This is a genomic window from Mesorhizobium sp. B2-5-11 (genome assembly GCF_006440835.1).
Lineage (GTDB): Bacteria > Pseudomonadota > Alphaproteobacteria > Rhizobiales > Rhizobiaceae > Mesorhizobium.
In genome coordinates this window covers 668,309-687,555 of record NZ_VFUK01000002.1, presented here as the reverse complement: position 1 = coordinate 687,555, position 19,247 = coordinate 668,309, and the positions used below count along the sequence as shown (strand labels likewise).

Genomic DNA, 19,247 nt, shown 5'->3' with positions numbered 1-19,247 from the left:
CATGACGCCACAGGAGATCAGCAATCTGATTGTCCGGACTTCGATGAAGGACCGGGCTTCGTTCGATCTGCTGTACCGGCAGACCAGCGCGAAACTTTTCGGTGTTTGCCTTCGTGTATTGAAGGACCGGGGAGATGCCGAAGAGGCGCTTCAGGAGGTCTTCGTCAAGATATGGACGAAGGCGGACCGTTTCGCCGTCTCGGATCTAAGCCCGATTTCCTGGCTGGTGGCCATCGCGCGCAACCATGCGATCGATCGTATCAGGGCGCGGCGGGAACCTGCCGCCTACATCGATGCCGCGCTCGATGTGGCCGATCCGGCGCCGGGACCAGAGGCCATGACCGTGGCAGGTGGCGAGTCCGAGCGCATCCACCATTGTCTCGAGGAATTGGAAAAGGGACGGGCAGCGGCTGTCCGGGGCGCCTATCTGAACGGCGAGAGCTATGCCGAACTGGCGGAGCGTCACGGCGTGCCGCTGAACACGATGCGAACCTGGCTGCGACGCAGCCTGCTGAAGCTCAGAGAGTGTCTGGAAAGATGACGCTGGTGGACGACGACGGACCGGAACGTGGAGGCGACGACCTGTTCGCCGCCGAATACGTTCTTGGCGTCCTGACAGCGGAAGAACGCCAGATTGCGTCCCGCCGCATCGATGGCGACGCCGCATTCGCTCGGCTTGTCAATGCCTGGGAGGCCCATTTTTCGCCCTTGGCCGTCGCCTATCCCGGGACAGAACCTCCGATCAGGGTCAAGGAGGCGATCGATCGCCGGCTGTTCGCCTCGCAGCCTCGCGCCGGCCTATGGTCGAGCCTTGCCTTCTGGCGCGGCCTTGCCGCCGCCGCCATCGCGGCGCTGGCGATCTACATCGCCTTGCCTTTCATCAACCCGCCGCTCCAACAACCACAGCTTGTCGCCTCGCTGGCCGCCGAAGGCAGCGACGTCAGATACCTCGTCGTCTATGACGCGGCGCATCATGAAGTCGGCCTGTCGCACGTTTCCGGTGAGCGGGCCTCCGGCAAGGACTTCGAACTGTGGGTGATCGTGGGCAAGAACGCGCCGGTTTCGATGGGCGTCATCCCGGCCGGGAAGGCTGCGCATGTGACGGTTTCGCCGGCCGTGCAGCAGAAACTTGCGCAGGGCGCCGTGCTGGCGGTCAGCCTCGAGCCTTCAGGCGGTTCGCCGACCGGCCAGCCGACGGGACCGGTGGTCGCGGCAGGCGACCTGAAGGGCATCTGATGGCTCCCCGCCCGGACCGTCGCCTTACAAAATAGTGAAGTCTATTTTTGCATGGATAACCGCGGACCAAATTCCCGCAGTTGGATCAGCCTATCTACTGAAATCACCGGGCGTCATTCGGAATAAAAGAATTCTTTCATGGGAGCGAAACTAAGTTTTGCATGGCCCGTATCTCCTCGCGTTCCCAATGATGGGGAAAACAACCCGAGGAGACTTACATCATGCGTAAACTCGCCACCCTTTTGCTCGCCGGTACGATCGGCCTCTCAGCGCTCGGCACCATCGCCTATGCCGCCAATCCGATGGTCGGGGGCGCACCCATGTACGCCAAGAAGAACATCATCGAGAACGCCGTCAATTCGAAGGACCACACGACGCTGGTCGCTGCCGTCAAGGCAGCGGGCCTGGTCGACACGCTGCAGGGCGCCGGACCCTTTACTGTTTTCGCTCCCACCAACGAGGCCTTTGCAGCGCTTCCGGCCGGCACGGTCGAAACGCTGCTCAAGCCCGAGAACAAGGACAAGCTGACCAAGGTCCTGACGTGCCATGTGATCGCGGCGAAAGCGATGGCCGCCGACGTCGCCAAGATGGCCAAGGCCGATGGCGGCGCGCATGTGGTCAAGACCGCCGGCGGCTGCGAGCTGACGCTCAAGGCCGACAAGGGCAAGGTCACCGTCACGGACGAGAACGGTAACGTCGCCCATGTGACGATTGCCGACGTCAGGCAGTCCAATGGCGTCATCCACGTCATCGACAAGGTTCTTTTGCCGAAGATGTAACGAACGGCTCGCTGCCGGCGAACAGGCAGCAAGGCTCTCCTGCCGGTGCGCGGCTCCGCGTTGCGCCGGCAGGCGTCCGCTACGCACTGTGGCTCCAACCAGGAGGCTGGTGCGGGTAACGTTCGGCCCTCAACGGCTTTTGATTTTCAGCCGAGCGTTGAATGTGGCAAACAGACAGCAGGAGGATTGGCCATGAACCGTCGCGACTTTCTCTTGAGCGGCGCCGCCGCCATCGGCGTGGTGGCCGGCACGGCATCTCTGCTACGCATGGGCGGATCGCAGGATGCACGTGCGGCGGAGACCTTCGAAGTCACCAAAACCGATGCCGAATGGCGCGCGATCCTGTCTCCCGCGGCCTTCGACGTGCTGCGCAAGGAAGGCACCGAATATCCCGGCACCAGCCCATTGCTCAACGAGCACCGCAAGGGCGTCTTCGCCTGCGCCGGCTGCGACCTGCCGGTTTACTCCTCCGAGACGAAGTTCGATTCCGGCACCGGCTGGCCGAGTTTCTGGCAGGAGATCGCCAATGCCGTCGGCAAGACGCAGGACCGGTCGCTCGGCATGACTCGCACCGAGGTCCACTGCCGCCGCTGCGGCGGCCATCTGGGCCATGTCTTCGACGACGGCCCGCCGCCGACCGGGCTGCGTCACTGCATCAACGGCGTGGCGCTGAGCTTCAAGCCCGCCACAGCCTGAGACCATGCGGCCGCGATATGAAAAAACTCCGGGCTTGCGACCCGGAGTTTTTTAGCGGTCAGTCATTTCGGGCGTGGACTGGAGGAGCTTCCCGAAACGGCTGCCCGTGTTTCCTTGCTTCCAGCGCATTACCGGACGCAAATCGTTTCTCCGGTATTGCCCTGGTGTCAGTGCCCGCCGCCACCACCGCCGGCGGCCGCCGGTTTGCGGATCATCATGGTGAACAGGCCAAGCGTCGCGAACAGCACCGTCAGCATGTAGAACACGTCCATGAAGGACAGCAGCGCCGCCTGCTGCTGGACCATGCCCGACAATTTCGAGATCGCCGCGCTGGCCGCATCCAGGCCGGCGGTCTGCTCGAAATTGAGCGTCATGTTCTGAAGCTTCTGCTGCGCGGCCGCACTTCCCCACTGCACGTGCTCGGAGAGCCTTGCATAGTGGAAGGCGTTGCGGTCGATCAGCACCGTGTTGATCAAGGCGAGGCCGACGGCACCGCCGAGATTGCGGGTCAGGTTGAACAGGCCCGATGCATTCTTCAGCCGCTCGGGCGGCAGCGTGCCGAGCGCGATGTTGTTGATCGGCACCATGCACAGCATCATCGAACAGCCGCGCAGGATCTGCGGGATGAGCAGCTCGTAGAAATCCCAGTCGGCGGTCAGGTGCGTCATCCACCAGGTTCCGGTGGCAAAGCCGAAGAAGCCGATCATCATCATCAGCCGCGGGTCCATCTTGTTCGACAGGATGCCCGAGACCGGCGCGGTGAAGAACATCGCCAGGCCGCTGACGAACAGCGCCTCGCCGATCATCATGGAATCGTAGCCGCGGATGCGTCCGAGGAACACGGGGTAGAGATAGGTGAGACCGTAGAGGCCGATGCCGATGACGAAGGAGAACAGCGAGCCGAAGGCGAAGTTGATATTGCTGAACGCCTTGAGATCGACGATCGGCTCCTCGGCGGTGAACACCCGCCAGAAGAACAGCACCGCGCCGAAGGTCATGACGACGGCACAGATGAACACCGCCTGATCCTGCAGCCAATCATTGTTCGGGCCTTCCTCGAGCACATATTCCATGCAGCCGAGGAACGCCGCCATGCCGGCAAGGCCCCACCAGTCGAACTTCGAGAACAGCTTGAGGTTGGGCTTGTCGAAATCGATCAGCGACCAGGCCGCCGTCGTCACCAGGATGCCGGGCACGACATTGACGAGGAACAGCCAGTGCCAGGACATTGCGTGGCTGATATAGCCGCCGACGGTCGGGCCGATTGTCGGCGCCAGGGTGGCCACCAGGCCGATCATCGGCGACACGACGGCACGGCGCGACGGCGGGAAGATGGTGAAGGCGGCCGCGAAGACGCTGGGGATCATGCCGCCGCCGATAAAACCCTGGATGGCGCGGTAAACGATCATCTGGTCGATGTTGGTGGCGGTCGCGGCGAGCGCGCTTGCGGCGGTAAAACCCGCCGCCGAAATTGTGAACAGAACGCGCGTCGACAGCATCCGGCTGAGAAAGCCGGATAGGGGGATCATGACCACCTCGGCGATCAGATAGGCCGTCTGCACCCAGGGGATCTCGTCGGAACTGGCGCTCAGGCCAGCCTGGATCTCGGCCAGCGAGGCCGAGACGATCTGGATGTCCAGGATGGCCATGAACATGCCGAACACCATCGCCAGGAAGGCTATGACGCGCCGCGTCGAGATGGTGTCAGGCACAGCCGGCCTCGCCGGCAGCGCTCCTGCGGTCAGGGTTGCGGTAGCCATGGCGTTGCTCCCCGGAGCGCGCTCAGTTGATCGCGGCCGGCGCGGTGCGGCTGTCGACGGCGACAACGACGCTCAAGCCGGCGCGTAATCTGCCGCTCTTCAGCGCATCGGCCGGCACGTCGATGCGGACCGGGACGCGCTGCACCACTTTGGTGAAGTTGCCGGTGGCGTTTTCCGGCGGCAGCAGCGAGAACACGGCACCCGAGGCCGGCGCCAGCGAGGAGACAGTGCCCTCGATGGGCTCGCCGTCGATGGCATCGACCGAAATCCTGACCTTTTCGCCGGGCACCAGCCGGGCAAGCTGGGTCTCCTTGAAGTTGGCGACGATGTAGAGCTTGTTCATCGGCACGATGACGGCGAGCTTCTGGCCGGGGCTCACGAGGTCGCCCTGCTCGACGGAACGGTTGCCGACGACGCCGTCATAGGGCGCCTTGAGCACAGTGAAGGAAAGGTCGCGCGCGGCCTTGTCGCGGTTGAGCTGCAAGGATGCCAGCGTGCTTGCCGATTCAGCGCGCTGCGCCTCCAGCACGCCGATATTGGCTTGTGCTGCGGCGATCTGCGCGTCGGCGCCGACGAGAGCGGCGTTGGCCTGGTCGAGCGCCGTCTGGGCGTCGTCGAGTTGCGCCTGCGTACCGACATGGGTCTTGAGCAGTTGCGCGGCGCGCTGCTGGGCGCGCGCGGCATTGGCCGCCGCGGCCTGGTCGGCGGTCTTGGCGGCCTGCGCCTGCTGCAAGGAGGCCTGCGCCGCCTTGGTCTGCGCATCGATGCGATCGAGCATCCTGGCCAGCGTGGCGATCTGCGCCTCGGCCTGGGCGACCGCTATTTTGTAATCACCGTCATCGACCGTCAGCAGCGGATCGCCGGCCTTGACCTGCTGGTTCTCGCTGACCTTGACCTGATCGACATAGCCGGAGATCTTGGGCGAAATGAAAGCCATGTCGGCCTGGACATAGGCGTCGTCGGTCGAAATCATGAAACGGCCGGTGGTCCAGTAATCATAGCCGTACCAGGCGCCGGCGCCGAGCAGGGCGACGCCGATGATCGGCAGCAGGAAGGAGCGCACGGAACGCTTCTTCTTCGGCGGAGTTTCCGCCAGAGGCGGCGCGGCGACTGGCTGGACGGGAACTTCCGGTGCTTCCGTCGCCGGAGCAACCTTAGCGTTGGGGAAAGGACGGACTTCGGCGGTGGACGGCGCGTTCGAGGACATGACATCTCTCTAAGTTATAATACTGAACCGTTCGGTTCGATCCGGCCGTTGACATAGCGCCTAAAGAGGACCATATCAAGAGGCAATCGAACCGCTTGGTTCGAATTATTTTCGAGGTGTGACTTTAATGGCCGACACAACGCCCGACGTCGAAAACGACAATTGCGGCGACCTGCTGGACGGCTTGCGCCGCGGCCGCCCGGCAGCCGGACAGGATCCGGTCAAGCGCAGCCAGATCATCGATGGCGCCCGCCGGGTCTTTATCGACAAGGGCTTTGAGGCGGCCTCGATGAACGACATCACGCGGGAAGCCGGCGTGTCGAAAGGCACCATCTATGTCTACTTCGCCAACAAGGAAGAGCTGTTCGAGGCGCTGATCGAGGAAGAGCGCGGCACGATCTTCAAGAACATGTATGACGTGCTCGACCGTGCCGACGACCTGCGCGAGACGCTGGTGAAATTCGGCAAGGTCCTGTCCATGAAGATCACCTCGGCCAAGGTCATCCAGGCCCAGCGCACGGTGATCGGCGCCTCCGACAGGATACCCGACATGGGCGCGCGGTTTTACGAACGCGGCCCCAAACGCGGCCACGACAAGGTCGTGACCTTCCTCAATGCCGCCATCGACCGTGGCCTGCTCAAGATCGACGATGTCGACCTTGCCGCCTATCAGTTCACAGAACTCTGCCTGGCCGGTCTTTTCCGGCAGTGCATCTTCGCCTATCGCGCCAAGGCTCCGAACCAGGACGAAATCGACCATATCGTCAGGTCGGGCGTCGACATGTTCCTGAAGGCCTATGGCACCGAAATGCTTGCCGCGGAGGAAAGCCACAAGATGATCGCCCTGGAGGCGAAGGCTTAACCCGGCTTTTTGTGCCGCTAGCCGCCATTGGCCGCGAGCACGATCGCGGCGCGCAGCTCCTCCAGGCCCTCGGCCTTTTCCGATGACGTCGCCAGCACGAAAGGAAACGCCGCCGGTCGCTTCTTGATCTTGGCAAGCGTCTCCTCAATCAGCCGCGGCACGCTGGCGGCCTTGATCTTGTCGGTCTTGGTCAGCACGACCTGGTACGAAACCGCCGCCTTGTCGAGCAGCGACAGCACCTCGTCGTCCTTGGCCTTGATGCCGTGGCGGGCGTCGATCAGCACATAAACCCGCTTCAGCGTGACACGGCCCTTGAGATAGTCGAAGACCAGCTTCGTCCAATCGTCGACCTTTTCCTTGGGCGCGGTGGCATAGCCGTAGCCCGGCATGTCGACCAATGCCATTGGCGGCAGGTCGGCGCCCTCCCCCGAAAATCCGTCCGGCACGAAATAATTGAGTTCCTGCGTGCGCCCCGGCGTGTTGGAGGTGCGCGCCAGGCCCTTCTGGTTGACCAGAGCGTTGATCAGCGACGACTTGCCGACGTTGGAGCGGCCGGCAAAGGCGATTTCCGGCGGCCCTTCCGGCGGCAGGAACTTCATGGCGGGCACACCGCGGATGAAGATCCACCCGCGGGTAAACAGGTCCGTGCCGATCGTGGTGCTGTATTGAGCGTTCAAGCTGCTGTCTCCAGAAGAGAAATATCGGCGCCCCTGATGGCATCGAGGTTGCGGCTGATCTTGTCCACCGGCCAATCCCACCAAGCCACCGCCAGCAGCCGCCGGATCGTCCTGTCGTCGAAACGCATCTTGACGACCTTGGCCGCGTTGCCGGCGACGATGGCATAGGGACGCACGTCGTGCGTGACCACGGACTTCGCCGCGACGATGGCGCCATGGCCGATTTGCACCCCCGGCAGGATCACTGCCTCCATGCCGATCCAGACATCGTTGCCGACCACCGTGTCGCCGCGCACCTCCTTCGACCATGTGGCGGGGTCGAAACCCTTTTCCCAGCCATGGCCGAAAATGTTGAACGGATAGGTCGAAAAACCGGACATGGCGTGGTTGGCGCCGTTCATGATGAAGCGGGCACCTTCGGCGATGGCGCAGAACTTGCCGATGATCAGCCTGTCGCCGATGAAGGGATAGTGGTGCAGCACGCATTTCTCGGCGAATTTATCCGGCCCTTCCGGATCGTCATAATAGGTGAAGTCGCCGATCTCGATGTTGGGCGCGCTCACCAGCGCCTTGAGGAAGCCGACGCGCGTGTGCATCGGGATCGGGTGCTTGATGTCGGGATTGGGTCCGGTCATGGCGGTTCGTCCGGGAATTGGCTGGCGGACGCGTCCCGCGTCGGCGCACACCTCGTCAAAGTAGCGTAATCCGCCGTATAGCACCAATCGCCCCGGGAGCGAGTCTTCGATGGTGGACAAGCGCATTTGCCGGATCGGACGGTGCCGCGCGTTTGCAGTTTCGCCCATCGCGGGCGGACGTGGACCGATGCCGGCGCACAAGAAAAAACCCGGACGAGCCGGGTTTTTTGAATCGTGAGCCGGCGCCTCTATTCCGCTGGCGACGGTTTCTTGCGGAACAGCGCCAGCAGATTGTCCCACAGTTCGATCTTGGCGCCCTGGCGCTTCATGATCACGCCTTGCTGGAGGATCGACAGCGTGTTGTTCCAGGCCCAGTAGATGACCAGGCCTGCCGGGAACCCAGCCATCATGAAGGTGAAGATGACGGGCATCCAGGTGAAGATGGCTGCCTGCGTCGGATCCGGCGGCGTCGGGTTCATGCGCATCTGCAGGAACATGGTGACGCCCATGATCAGCGGCCAGACGCCGATCATCAGCATGTGGGGAAGCGTGATCGGGATCAGCCCGAACAGGTTGAAGATCGAGGTCGGATCGGGCGCGGCCAGATCCTGGATCCAGCCGAAGAACGGCGCATGGCGCATCTCGATGGTGATGTAGAGCACCTTGTAGAGCGAGAAGAAGACCGGGATCTGCAGCGCCACCGGCCAGCAGCCGGCGAGCGGATTGATCTTCTCGGTCTTGTACAGCTCCATCATCGCCTGCTGCTGCTTCATCTTGTCGTCCGCGTATTTCTCGCGGATCTCGAGCATCTTGGGCTGCACCTTCTTCATGTTCGCCATTGACGCGTAAGACTTGTTGGCGAGCGGGAAGAAGATGGCCTTGACGATGACGGTGGTGGCGAGGATCGCCAGGCCGAAATTGCCGAGGAATTTGTAGAGCGTGTCGATAAGCCAGAACATCGGCTTGGTGATGAAGTGGAACCAGCCCCAGTCGATCAGCAGGTCGAACCGCTTGATATGGCGGTCTTCGGCATAGGCATTGATCTTGGCGACTTCCTTGGCGCCGGCGAAGACCTCGGTCTCGACGGTTGCCGACTGGCCGGCCTCGACATTGATCGGGTCGGTGAGGAAGTCGGACTGGTAGCGGTGGCGGCCGTCCACGAAATAGCCGAAGCGCGGCTGAAACGGCTGCTTCTCGCTCGGAACCACCGTCACCGCCCAATATTTGTCGGTAATGCCAAGCCAGCCGTCCGTCGACTTGCCCGGCTTGACTTCCTTGTCCTTCTCGATGGACGCGTATTTGTGTTCCTGCAGGCCTTCCGCACCGGTGAAGCCGATCAGGCCTTCATGCAGCACGTAGGTGCTGGCGACTGCCGGCTTGTCGTAGCGCGTGACGCGGCCGTAATTCGACAGCGTAACCGGGGCCGAACCCGAATTGCGCACCTCGTCGGAAACGGTGAACATGTAGTCGCTGTCCACAGAGAAGGTGCGCTTGAAGGTCAGCCCCTTGTCACTGGTGTAAGTCAGCGTCACCGGCGTCGACGGGGTCAGCGTCGGATTGCCTTCGACGTTCCACACCGTATCCGCGCCCGGTACCGTACCCGTCTTGTCGTTGCCGACGAAGCCGATCTCGGCGAAGTAGCCGCTGGGCAACTCCGAAGGGTTGAGCAGTTCGATCTCGGGCGAATTCTTGTCGACGGTTTCGGTGTAGTGCTTGAGCTTGAGGTCGTCGAGACGGGCGCCGGTCAGGTTGATCGAGCCTTCGAGGCTCGGCGTATCGATCTTGACGCGCTTCGAAGCCGCCAGCGCCTGGTCGCGGCTGGCCGCGGTGACGGTGTCTCCGCCGGGCGCGTTGGGGATGGCACCGGGAGCGGTGCCGGCCGGTGCCGGCGTTGCCGCGCCCGGATTGGCTGTCTCTGCCGCCTTCTTCTGCTCTTCCACGCGCTGCTGCTCGACGCGCGCCGCCTCGCGCTGCTGTTCGACGCGCGGGTTCATGTAGAAGACCTGCCACAGGGTCAGGATCAGCACCGACAGCGCGATGGTGATGAAGAAGTTTCGGTTGTTTTCCATCGAGAGCCCTTGGCCTATCGTGTTCCGCGAAGTCGGCGGGAGAGTTCGGCCTTCAACTGGCCGAACGGGGCGCGGAGCGCATCATCGCGCCCGACGATGACATAATCATTGCCGGGCATCATGTCATCGGCCGCATGGGTGCGCACGGCCTCTTTCAGCCGCCGCCGGACGCGGTTACGCACGACCGCGTTGCCGACCTTCTTGGTGACGGTGTAGCCGACGCGCGGCGCGCCGCCGTCGCCGCGGTCGAGGACCTCGACGAGGAAAAACCGCCCGCGACGTTTTTCACCACGGCGGACGGCCAGGAATTCCGCGCGTTTCAGAAGCCGCTTGGGATTTTGTCCCACTGGCTTGCCGGTTGCGGGCAACGATCTTGTCTCGCTCAGGCGCTGAGCCGCTTGCGGCCGCGGTTGCGGCGAGCTGCGACGACGCCGCGACCACCCTTGGTGGCCATGCGGGCACGGAAACCGTGCCGGCGTTTGCGGACGAGTTTGGACGGTTGGTAGGTACGCTTCATTTGTTTTAATACCGCGGGGTGCGGCCCTTCTTGATTCTGTCACTCTGTAACAGGAGCTTTGCCGGGCCGGCTTTGGCGCGATCGAAACCGCGCCGGGACGAATGGCCCGAGCGTGAGCGGGCTTATAGAAAGAAGGGTTTTGGAAGTCAATCCGGTGCCGGGCCGGTGCCGGGCCGGTGCCGGGCCGGTGTCGCCGGGCCCGGGATGCGCACTTTCGGCGGCAATTATATCTCTCCGACCAAGGGGGAAATTGGCAAAAAAGCCGCAATCGCCTAATCTGGGCTGATCAAGCGATTGTGAAGACAGGACCGCATGAGCGAAACCACGCACGCCGAGGAAGGGACAGGACCAGCGCCAGCCGCCGTCCGCAGCGTACCCTTGTCGCGCGGCCTGTCGACAAAACTGCTGCTGTTGACCATCGTCTTCGTGCTTTTGGCCGAGGTGCTCATCTTCCTGCCCTGGATCGCCAGCTACCGGCTGGCCTGGCTCAAGGAGCGGCTGAGTACCGCCGCGGCCGTATCGATCGTGCTGGTGCAGGGCGAACCGACCTCGCTGTCGCGCACGGCGCAGAACGACGTGCTTATGGCGATCGGCGCCAAGGCGATCGCGGTGCGCGACGGCGGCGTGTCGCGGCTGCTTGTGGTGGCCGATATGCCGCCGCAGGTCGACGAGCACATCGACCTCGCCAGCGTCGGCATGGTCAAGGGCATGACCGGCGCGCTCGACACGCTGTTTTTCGGCGGCGACCGGATGCTGCGCGTCTTCGGGCCGGTCGGCGACAGCGACAAGGAGTTCGAGCTGATCATGCCGGACTACAGCCTGCGCAAGGCGATGCTTATCTATTCGCGCAACGTCGCCTTCGTCTCGCTGCTGATCTCGCTGTTCACGGCCATGCTGGTCTATGCCGCGATCGACCTGATCATGATCGGACCGATCCGCAACATGACGCGCTCCATGCTGTCCTTCTCGCAGGCCCCCGACGACCCCAGCCGGATCATTCATCCCGCCGCTCGCGCCGATGAGATCGGGGTGGCCGAGCGCGAGCTGTCGCAGATGCAGGAGCGGCTGCAGAAGATGCTGACCGAGCAGAAGCACCTGGCCGACCTCGGCCTCGCCGTGTCGAAGATCAACCACGACATGCGCAACATCCTGGCCTCGGCGCAGCTCATTTCGGACCGCCTGCGCCAGGTCAAGGATCCGACCGTGCAGGCCTTCGCGCCGAAGCTCCTGCGTGCGCTCGACCGTGCGGTCTCCTACTCGGAAGGCGTGCTTCATTACGGCCGTACGCAGGAGCCGCCGCCTTCGCGCCGGCGCGTGCGGCTGCGCCAGCTGGTCGAGGACGTGCACGGCCTGCTCGACATCGAGGAAGGCATCGAGTTCATCAACGCGGTCGAAAAGGCGTTCGAGGTGGACGCCGATTCCGACCAGTTGTTCCGCGTGCTCACCAATCTGTGCCGCAACGCCGTGCAGGCGATGGCGGCGGACACGGAGAGCGCCGTGGTGCGCCGGCTGGCGGTTTCGGCCGAGCGCATGGGCAGCGTCAGCCGCATCGTCGTGACCGACACCGGTCCCGGCCTGCCGCCGAAGGCGCGCGAGAACCTGTTCGCGGCGTTCCGCGGCTCTGCGCGCAGCGGCGGCACCGGGCTTGGCCTGGCGATCGCGCATGAACTGATCCGCGCGCATGGCGGCACGGTGGAGCTGGTCGAATCGATCGGCGGGCGCACCACCTTCGCCGTCACCATTCCCGACCAGCCGGTGCGGCTCGACCAGGCCCGCAACGGGCTGCGCCGCCCGGCCTGACAGGCTTGGGCGCTGTTTCGCCCGCAAACCGGTCCGGCCCCCCTTCGCCCTGAATGCCGCTTCGAACAACCCGATTTCCGGCCGGATCCAGCGGATGACGCATCGACGACAAAACTTTTGCCGGATCGGCTTGCTTTTCGCGAATTCAGTCGCTAGGGAACTGCACACATTCGCGGCCGGTCCTCAAGGATCGGATCGCGGGGTCATGGAAAGCATGACCTGATGCGCGCCCGTAGCTCAGCTGGATAGAGCACCAGACTACGAATCTGGGGGTCAGGAGTTCGAATCTCTTCGGGCGCGCCATTTTATCCTATTGAAATCAATAGACTTCCAGGCGTTTCGAGCGCGACGCCACTGGCTCGATTTTCGGAATTCAGCCGGTTTTGGCAAGACGGCGGCAGCCGGTGCCAAAATCGCACTATGGGCTAAAGTGCCCTACTTGGAACGGCACAGTCTCTGCCAAGCATTCGAATTTGCTGAGTCTCCTGGCGGTGCACCGTGACAGACTCACATTCCGGGGCCGCGCAGGCGTACTCGGGATTTGAAATCATTGTAATTCTTCTTTCCGATCTTTCAGTGCGCGCCACCCGCCTCGACATGGCCCGGGTTGCGCAACAGCAGCGTGGCGAAGAACGCGACGACAAGGGCTGCTCCGAGCAGATAGAACGCGTCGCTGAAAGCCATGATGAAAGCCTGCTTGCGCACCATCTGTCCGATGGCGATGACGGCCTTGTGCATCGCGGCTGCGCGATCGCCGGCGCCATGCGCCAGGAAGTACCGGGTCAGATGCTCGATGCGCGCGCGAGTGCTCTCTTCGAACAGCGACACCGACCGCACCAGCACGTTGGAGTGGAACTGCTCGCGCTTGGTCAGAAAAGTCTGCAGCATGGCGATGCCGACGGCGCCGCCGAGATTCCGGATCATGTTGAACAATGCGGAGGCGGAGCCGGCGTTCTCCTGTTCGATGCCGGCCGTAGCGACCGCAGCCAGGGGTACCATGACCAGGGCCTGACCGACGGCACGGACGACATTCGGCCAAAAGAACTGCTCCGACGCGTAGGTCGCCGTCATTTCGATGTTCATGAAATTGCTCGCCGCGAACAGCGCAAAGCCGAAGGCGACGATAATGCGCATGTCGAAACGCTTCATCAACTGCGGCACCAGCGGGATCAGCACCAGTTGCGGCAGGCCTGTCCAGGCCAGCACCATGCCGATCTGCTGGGCGTTGTAGCCCTGGATGCGCGCGAGATAGACGGGCAGGATGAACACCGCCCCGTAGAGCGCAATTCCGAGCAGGAAGCTGGCCAGGATGGAGAAACCGAAATTCCAGCGGGCGAACAGTCTGAGGTTAAGCAAGGGCCTTTCGCTTCTCAACTCGATCCACAGGAAAAGCGATAGGCTGACGAGGGCGATCAAGGACAGCCGCACGATGAACGGCGAGCCGAACCAATCGTCCTTGTTGCCCTCCTCGAGCACGGTCTGCAAGGTGCCGAGCCCGATCGCCATGGTGATGATCCCGGCCCAGTCGCCCTGGCGCAGCAGCGAAAGCTGCATCGGCGCCCTTTCGAGGGACATCCACAGCATGCCGACCATCAGCGCGCCGGGGACCAAGTTGACATAGAAGATGAACTGCCAGCCCCAGTTCTCGGTGAGATAGCCACCGATTGTCGGTCCGATGGCCGGTGCGAAGGTCGCCGACAGCGCGAACAGGGCGAATCCGATCGGCTGCTTCGCCTTGGGCAGGAGGGTTATGGTGATGGTGAAGGCGACCGGGATCAGCACGCCGCCGCAAAAGCCCTGCAAAGCACGCAGAACAATCATCTGCTGAAGGTTTTGCGCGAAGGCGCAGGCAACCGAGAAGGCGAGAAACAGGATTGCATTGGCCAGAAGATAAAGGCGGATGGAAAAGACCCGCGACAGCCAGCCAGTGAGAGGAATGACGACGATCTCGGCCACCAGGTAGGCGGTCGATATCCAGCCGCCGTCATCGATGCCGGCGCCGATGGCGCCCTGAATGTCGGCGAGGGATGCGTTGACGATCTGGATGTTGAGGACCGCCATGAAGGCGCCGAGCGTCGAGCCAATGACGGCGATCCAGGTCTTGAGCGAGGCGGAAGAGGCATCGGTGGGCGCCAAGCTCGATGCTTTGGCTGCCGCCGGCGCAGGCGTGGGGTTGGTGGTGAAGATCGCGGGCACGGCTGAATTCCCTGTTTGACGAAGAGTGCGTGAGACACTGGCGTGGCTGCCACCATGCGAGGTCCCGGAGAACCTCGCGCAGCCGCTACGAGTTACCAGCCGGCGATGATCCGGCGGCCGCTGTCCGGTTCACCCCGTTCGGCCAGGATGGTTGCCTTCGTGTCGATCGTCGGTTCCGCCGACATGCCGGCGCGCAGCTTGCCGGCGAGCCTGCCGTCGTTGATCGCGATCTTCACCGGGATGCGCTGCACGATCTTGGTGAAATTGCCGGTGGCGTTATCGGGGGGCAGCAGCGCGAACTCGAGACCGCTGGCCGGCGACACACTGTCGACGCGGCCCTTGAGTGCCACGCCGGGAAAGCCGTCGACCGCGATCTCGACCGGCTGTCCGCTCTGCACATGGGTAAGCTGTGTCTCCTTGAAATTGGCCACGACATAGACCGCATTCAGCGGCACCACCGCCATGAGCAGCGTGCCGGCCTGCACATACTGGCCGACGCGAAGCGAACGGGCCCCGACGGTGCCGTCGACGGGCGCTGTGATCGTGGTGTAGGAGAGATTGAGTTTCGCCTGACGCAGGGCGGCCTGGCTGCTGTCGCGCTCGGCCTCCGCCTTGCCGCGCTCAGTCGTGAGCACGTCGATCGCTTTGCGGGCAGCAACCAGTGCGGCGCGATCCCGCCGCAGTTGGGCTTCGTTTTCGCCAAGGGAGGCCGCGGCTTGCTGGGCGCGTTGGCTGGTGCCGTAGCCGCTTTTCAGCAGGGTTTTATAGCGGTCACCCTCCTGCTGCGCGAATTTGAGCTTCGCCTCGGTTGCGGCGACGTTGGCCTTTTGCTGTTCGACCACCGAATGCTGCAGGCCGATCTGGGCGTCGAGGTTATGCAGCGTCGCTTCGGCTGCTTCGACATTGGCTTGCGCTTGGTCGAGCGCGGTCCTGAAGTCGCGGTCGTCGATGCGGGCCAGAACCTGGCCCGCCTTGACGGGAGTGTTGTCATCGACCAGCACCTCGGCGATGTGGCCCGAGATCTTCGGCGCGACAGTCGTATAGTCGGCCTTGACATAGGCATCGTCGGTCGATTGCAGATACTGCCCGACCGTCCAATAGTCATAGCCGTAGAGCGCAGCCGCGGTCAGGCCGACCACCAGACCCAACCCGACAACGGTGCGCTTGATCATCGTCTTGCGGGCCCGCAGCGCGGGCTTCACCTCAACCGGGTATTCCAAGGTGGCGGGTTTGACGCTTACGTTCATCGTAATCTCCTCTCACGGTCGGGCCGAGTGGCCGATTGGTGCAAGGACGATGCAACGGCAATCTTGATGTGATAATCGAGGAAAGAACAGAAGGATCATCCATTAAGAGCGGATAATCGAAATGGACAGGCTCACGAGCTTGACGGTGTTTGGCCGCGTTGTGGAATGCGGCGGCTTTTCCGCGGCAGCCCGACGCCTCAACATGTCGACGACCATGGTCAGCAACCACGTCCAGGCGCTGGAGGACAGGCTCGGCGTCCGGCTTCTCAACCGCACCACCCGCAAGGTGAGCCTGACCGAGATCGGCCAGGCTTACTACCAGCGTTCCTCACAAATCCTCGCCGATCTGGAGGAGGCGGACCGCGTCGCGGGAGCACTTCAGGCGACGCCGCAAGGCACGCTTCGCCTTCATTCCAGCATGAGCGTCATCCGTTTTCTGGCGCCGATCGTTTCCGAATTCGTCAACCTTTATCCGGCTGTTTCGGTCGATCTCACCGTCGGCGAAAGAATGGTCGACATGGTGGAGGAGGGCTTCGACCTTGACGTGCGTTCGCTGCCGCTTCCCGATTCAAGCCTGATCGTCCGGCGGCTGACCTCATGGCGCAACATCGTCTGCGGTTCGCCCGGCTATTTCGAACGCCATGGAACACCGCGTCGGCCCGATGACCTCGCACGCCACAATTGCATGCGCCATGCGTCATATCCTTTCGGTAACGAGTGGCGTTTCGAGGACCCCGACGGCGAGCCCGTTTCCGTCCGCGTCGATGGCAACTTATTGACCAACAGCCAGGAGACGCTCAGACGCCTTGCTCTCGACGGCCGCGGTCTGTTCATACCGCCGCCCTTCCTCGTGGCCGACGACCTGAGCGCCGGGCGCCTTGTCCGGGTGCTGGAGGAATATTCAGGAGTCGAGTTCGCGATCAACGCGTTCTATCCGCATCGTCACCATGTCTCGGCCAAGGTGAGGACTTTCATCGATCTGTTGGCCGAGCGCTTTGCCGAACACCGCAGGTGGATGGAATTGAAGTACTGAACGACGGTTACACCGTCCGCCGCCGGAAAGTCGGCGGGCTGATGTGCCTTCTGATCTCTGGCCGGCCACATGCCGGCAAGGGCCGGAGCGATTGCCAGCACCGACATGGCAAAATCCTCGATCCGGGAGGGGTCAGCGCTGAGGCAGCGCGCCCGCTCATGATCCTATTATCCGCTCTTGGCGGATGATCCTTCCCAATCTTCGATGATTATCATGAGTGGGCCCAAGATGCATCGTCTTGGCGAACAGGCAAGGACCTGTTCTTGAACCCAAGTCCAGAACTCAACCTTAGGAGATTTCCATGAAAAAGATCGCTCTTGCCACCGCCGCGTTCCTGGCCATCACTGGCGCCGCACTCGCCGAGAACCCGAATGTCGGCGGTTCCGACATCAATGCGATTGCCCGGGAACAGCTCGACAACACCCACACGTCCTCGATCGCGCATAGTGCAGCCTACGAACTGCTCAATGCGGGCTCCAATGCGGCCATCGCGCAGGATCAGGCGGTCGAGCGTCGCCGGGACCTTTTCGGCAACCGTTAGACACCGGCTCCGGCCGCCGAACCCCCAAAGCAGCGGGCTCATTCGCCGCCTTCGCCTCGGGGTTCGACCGGTCGCGAAAAAAGGAGAAATGCGATGGACGCAGTCGTCAACGGCGCCGCCTTGGAGCGGGCCGAAACAAGGAGTGCACCGCAGCGGCGTGGAGTCGAGGCTCTACAGATTCTGATGGCGCGCGTCGCGGCGATCTTGGTCTGGGTCGAAGCCGGTATGGAAAGGCGCCGGAGCCGCCGCATGCTGATGGAACTCACGGACTCGCAATTGCAAGACATCGGTCTTTCTCGCGCCGACGTTGCCGGCCGAGACTGGAAAACCGATCGTTTCCGCCCTGTTCCAGCCGATGGTCGCTAAATAACCATGACAGGCATCAAGCACCCACCGGGACAAACCGGAAAGCCTTACCTTCATCAACAGGAGAAAGAACATGCAGTTCATGGTCTTGACACGTCGGCGGACGGAAAGCTTCAACGACGCGGACTACACGCCCGAGAGACTGGAAGCCGAAGCCGAAGGCGTTCGCCGACTTTTCATGGCGAGCACCGTGCGACAAATCTGGAACCGCGGCGACATGGGCGGCGCTTGTCTTCTCATGGAGGCCGAAACGGAGGAAGAGGTTCGCTCGGTGCTCAATGCCCTTCCGCTGTTCAAAAGCGGCATGCAGGAAACGGCCTCCATTGTTCCGCTACGGCCATATAGAGGCTTTGGGCCGCGGCAATAGAAGATGTCAGAAGGCATGCATGGCATATGGGACCTCGGCCAAGCGATCCCTGGCTCCGCAGAGCTTCATTCCCCGCGCGTGCCTGGGAAAAGAACCGTCAGTCTTTGCTCGGCCGCCGCCCAAGCCCGCAGGTGGTAGCTGCGCAGCACGAACACGCTTGCAGCGAAGGCGAGCATCCCGGCTGTCACACCGAGAGCCATTCCGGCGCCGGCTGCCGCTGTGGCGGCTATGCCCGTAAAGACACCTGCGATGGCGCTGCTGATCACGCTCACCATTCCGGCCGTGGTCATGAAATACTGCAACGGCGATGGGCTGAGCCCCTTGTCCACGAGCACCGCCGAGCGATCGTCATGCGTGGAATGAACGAGGTAGCTTTGCATGGCGGGCGCGACTTCGACGTAGTAGTGCCGGATCCGCGCCATTCCACGGGCGTGCACCATGTCCTCGATGGCGACCTGCACGGCGCGGACGAAGGTGACCAGGCCGATGAAGAAAACGCAGGGCAGCAAGATCAGGCTGAACAGCACGAACGGCGTACCCATTTTCGTGACCTGCGCGACGAATGACAGCGCGATCGCCGCGCTTGAGACTGACGTGAGGAACAGATTGGCGCGCTGATTCGCCTCCTGAATCGTGGCTGCGCGGGCGGTCTGCAACACGAAGTGCTCGGTCGTCATGCACTGCAGAGTTACCTGCGCGTCGTTGCCTTCTTCCGCCATCCCATCGTCCTCCGGTCGGCTCGACCACAGCGCCGCCGAAATCGCTCAGGATCGGCAAGCCGCCTTCAGTCGCGCATATGCGGGCCTGGCGGCCTTCCATAGCCGCCCATGGAGCCACGCCGGCCCGAGAGGCTGGGTCATTCCACGCGCTCGAACACATCCAGGCTGGTCCCGAAGGCGCGCCATGCCCCAACTCTGACCATCCTGGCAGGCGCCCCTTCCGCCGATGCGGTAAGGGTCTGCCCTGCAACGGTATGCCAAAGCATCTCGAGCTTACTTTCCCTCAGAATACCGGTGTAGCTGACGGCCGCAGGCCCGGCCTTGCCCTGTCCCGCAGCCGTGAAGCCGATTACGTCGCCACTAGCAGCGCCATGGATCGGAAGTTCCTGACCAAAGAAACTGCTGTCTTCCAACGCGGTCCTGAACGTGCCGCGGATGACGCCTTCCGCGTCGTGCTCGATGATGACGGTCGAGCCGTATTGGTTTCGCCAAGTCCCGATCCAATCTGGCATGGTGCACTCCACGAGCGGTTCGGGATCA

Annotated in this window: 21 protein-coding genes and 1 tRNA gene; 11 read left to right on the top strand and 11 right to left on the bottom strand. The window is 62.9% G+C overall.

Features of this window, described 5'->3' with window-relative positions:
* The first annotated feature begins 1 nt into the window (after nt 1).
* From FJ490_RS10615 to msrB, 4 genes are all read left to right on the top strand, one after another.
* Nucleotides 2–541, top strand: a complete 540-nt coding sequence (locus tag FJ490_RS10615) for a sigma-70 family RNA polymerase sigma factor (RefSeq protein ID WP_140662446.1) — start codon at nt 2–4, stop codon at nt 539–541.
* Nucleotides 538–1,236, top strand: a complete 699-nt coding sequence (locus tag FJ490_RS10610) for an anti-sigma factor (RefSeq protein ID WP_140728807.1) — start codon at nt 538–540, stop codon at nt 1,234–1,236. Before FJ490_RS10615 ends, FJ490_RS10610 begins: the two co-directional genes overlap by 4 nt.
* A 221-nt stretch (nt 1,237–1,457) precedes the next feature.
* Entirely contained in the window at nt 1,458–2,015 is a 558-nt protein-coding gene (locus FJ490_RS10605; RefSeq protein ID WP_140551640.1) for a fasciclin domain-containing protein, read from the top strand.
* Nucleotides 2,016–2,207: 192 nt separating this feature from the next.
* Nucleotides 2,208–2,711, top strand: coding sequence for a peptide-methionine (R)-S-oxide reductase MsrB (gene msrB / locus FJ490_RS10600; RefSeq protein ID WP_140491485.1), 504 nt, complete (start codon nt 2,208–2,210; stop codon nt 2,709–2,711).
* A gap of 167 nt (nt 2,712–2,878) precedes the next feature.
* On the opposite strand, the gene FJ490_RS10595 is transcribed toward msrB, so the two are convergent.
* Both FJ490_RS10595 and FJ490_RS10590 read right to left on the bottom strand, forming a co-directional pair.
* Nucleotides 2,879–4,471, bottom strand: a complete 1,593-nt coding sequence (locus FJ490_RS10595; RefSeq protein ID WP_140582799.1) for a DHA2 family efflux MFS transporter permease subunit — start codon at nt 4,469–4,471, stop codon at nt 2,879–2,881.
* Between the two features lie 22 nt (nt 4,472–4,493).
* Nucleotides 4,494–5,678, bottom strand: a complete 1,185-nt coding sequence (locus tag FJ490_RS10590; RefSeq protein ID WP_140582796.1) for an HlyD family secretion protein — start codon at nt 5,676–5,678, stop codon at nt 4,494–4,496.
* 127 nt (nt 5,679–5,805) lie between these two features.
* Between FJ490_RS10590 and FJ490_RS10585 the strand changes: the two genes are divergently transcribed.
* On the top strand, nt 5,806–6,540 hold the full coding sequence (locus FJ490_RS10585; RefSeq protein WP_140514299.1) for a TetR/AcrR family transcriptional regulator: 735 nt from the start codon (nt 5,806–5,808) through the stop codon (nt 6,538–6,540).
* A 17-nt stretch (nt 6,541–6,557) separates the two neighbouring features.
* On the opposite strand, the gene yihA is transcribed toward FJ490_RS10585, so the two are convergent.
* The 5 genes from yihA to rpmH all read right to left on the bottom strand — a co-directional run bounded on the left by yihA (nt 6,558) and on the right by rpmH (nt 10,438).
* Nucleotides 6,558–7,217: a ribosome biogenesis GTP-binding protein YihA/YsxC gene (gene yihA, locus FJ490_RS10580; RefSeq protein WP_140728794.1), complete on the bottom strand. Its 660-nt coding sequence runs from the start codon at nt 7,215–7,217 to the stop codon at nt 6,558–6,560.
* Nucleotides 7,214–7,852: a CatB-related O-acetyltransferase gene (locus FJ490_RS10575; RefSeq protein WP_140625223.1), complete on the bottom strand. Its 639-nt coding sequence runs from the start codon at nt 7,850–7,852 to the stop codon at nt 7,214–7,216. The genes yihA and FJ490_RS10575 overlap by 4 nt, the downstream gene beginning before the upstream one ends.
* A 248-nt stretch (nt 7,853–8,100) precedes the next feature.
* Nucleotides 8,101–9,921 carry a membrane protein insertase YidC gene (gene yidC, locus FJ490_RS10570; RefSeq protein WP_140582791.1) on the bottom strand — a complete coding sequence of 607 codons (1,821 nt, stop codon included), beginning with the start codon at nt 9,919–9,921 and terminating at the stop codon, nt 8,101–8,103.
* Nucleotides 9,922–9,935: 14 nt separating this feature from the next.
* A complete protein-coding gene (gene rnpA, locus FJ490_RS10565; RefSeq protein ID WP_140514294.1) occupies nt 9,936–10,289 on the bottom strand; it encodes a ribonuclease P protein component in 354 nt (117 codons plus the stop codon).
* Between the two features lie 14 nt (nt 10,290–10,303).
* Complete coding sequence (rpmH, locus tag FJ490_RS10560; protein WP_008833937.1) at nt 10,304–10,438, bottom strand: 50S ribosomal protein L34; 135 nt, start codon at nt 10,436–10,438, stop codon at nt 10,304–10,306.
* Between the two features lie 312 nt (nt 10,439–10,750).
* Between rpmH and FJ490_RS10550 the strand changes: the two genes are divergently transcribed.
* Complete coding sequence (locus tag FJ490_RS10550) at nt 10,751–12,238, top strand: HAMP domain-containing sensor histidine kinase (protein ID WP_140491502.1); 1,488 nt, start codon at nt 10,751–10,753, stop codon at nt 12,236–12,238.
* A gap of 226 nt (nt 12,239–12,464) precedes the next feature.
* Nucleotides 12,465–12,541: transfer RNA gene (locus FJ490_RS10545), tRNA-Arg, on the top strand.
* Nucleotides 12,542–12,811: 270 nt separating this feature from the next.
* Here the strand turns inward: FJ490_RS10545 and FJ490_RS10540 are convergent.
* Entirely contained in the window at nt 12,812–14,434 is a 1,623-nt protein-coding gene (locus tag FJ490_RS10540) for an MDR family MFS transporter (protein WP_140491504.1), read from the bottom strand.
* 92 nt (nt 14,435–14,526) lie between these two features.
* Nucleotides 14,527–15,681: an HlyD family secretion protein gene (locus FJ490_RS10535; RefSeq protein ID WP_140514288.1), complete on the bottom strand. Its 1,155-nt coding sequence runs from the start codon at nt 15,679–15,681 to the stop codon at nt 14,527–14,529.
* A 121-nt stretch (nt 15,682–15,802) separates the two neighbouring features.
* Here FJ490_RS10535 and FJ490_RS10530 point away from each other — a divergent pair, with 121 nt between their 5' ends.
* The 4 genes from FJ490_RS10530 to FJ490_RS10515 all read left to right on the top strand — a co-directional run bounded on the left by FJ490_RS10530 (nt 15,803) and on the right by FJ490_RS10515 (nt 17,988).
* The gene (locus FJ490_RS10530) at nt 15,803–16,714 is read left to right on the top strand and encodes a LysR family transcriptional regulator (RefSeq protein WP_140514286.1); all 912 of its coding nucleotides are present in this window, start codon (nt 15,803–15,805) and stop codon (nt 16,712–16,714) included.
* 301 nt (nt 16,715–17,015) lie between these two features.
* A complete protein-coding gene (locus FJ490_RS10525) occupies nt 17,016–17,255 on the top strand; it encodes a DUF680 domain-containing protein (RefSeq protein ID WP_140554644.1) in 240 nt (79 codons plus the stop codon).
* Between the two features lie 93 nt (nt 17,256–17,348).
* Nucleotides 17,349–17,621 (top strand): DUF1127 domain-containing protein, encoded by a 273-nt coding sequence (locus FJ490_RS10520; RefSeq protein ID WP_246672607.1) that lies wholly within the window; start codon nt 17,349–17,351, stop codon nt 17,619–17,621.
* A 73-nt stretch (nt 17,622–17,694) separates the two neighbouring features.
* The gene (locus FJ490_RS10515) at nt 17,695–17,988 is read left to right on the top strand and encodes a muconolactone Delta-isomerase family protein (protein ID WP_140547678.1); all 294 of its coding nucleotides are present in this window, start codon (nt 17,695–17,697) and stop codon (nt 17,986–17,988) included.
* Nucleotides 17,989–18,053: 65 nt separating this feature from the next.
* Here FJ490_RS10515 and FJ490_RS10510 read toward each other — a convergent pair whose 3' ends face one another.
* Together FJ490_RS10510 and FJ490_RS10505 are read right to left on the bottom strand one after the other, a co-directional pair.
* A complete protein-coding gene (locus tag FJ490_RS10510; RefSeq protein WP_140728793.1) occupies nt 18,054–18,707 on the bottom strand; it encodes a hypothetical protein in 654 nt (217 codons plus the stop codon).
* Between the two features lie 137 nt (nt 18,708–18,844).
* A complete protein-coding gene (locus tag FJ490_RS10505; RefSeq protein WP_140625230.1) occupies nt 18,845–19,219 on the bottom strand; it encodes an avidin/streptavidin family protein in 375 nt (124 codons plus the stop codon).
* Nucleotides 19,220–19,247 lie beyond the last annotated feature (28 nt).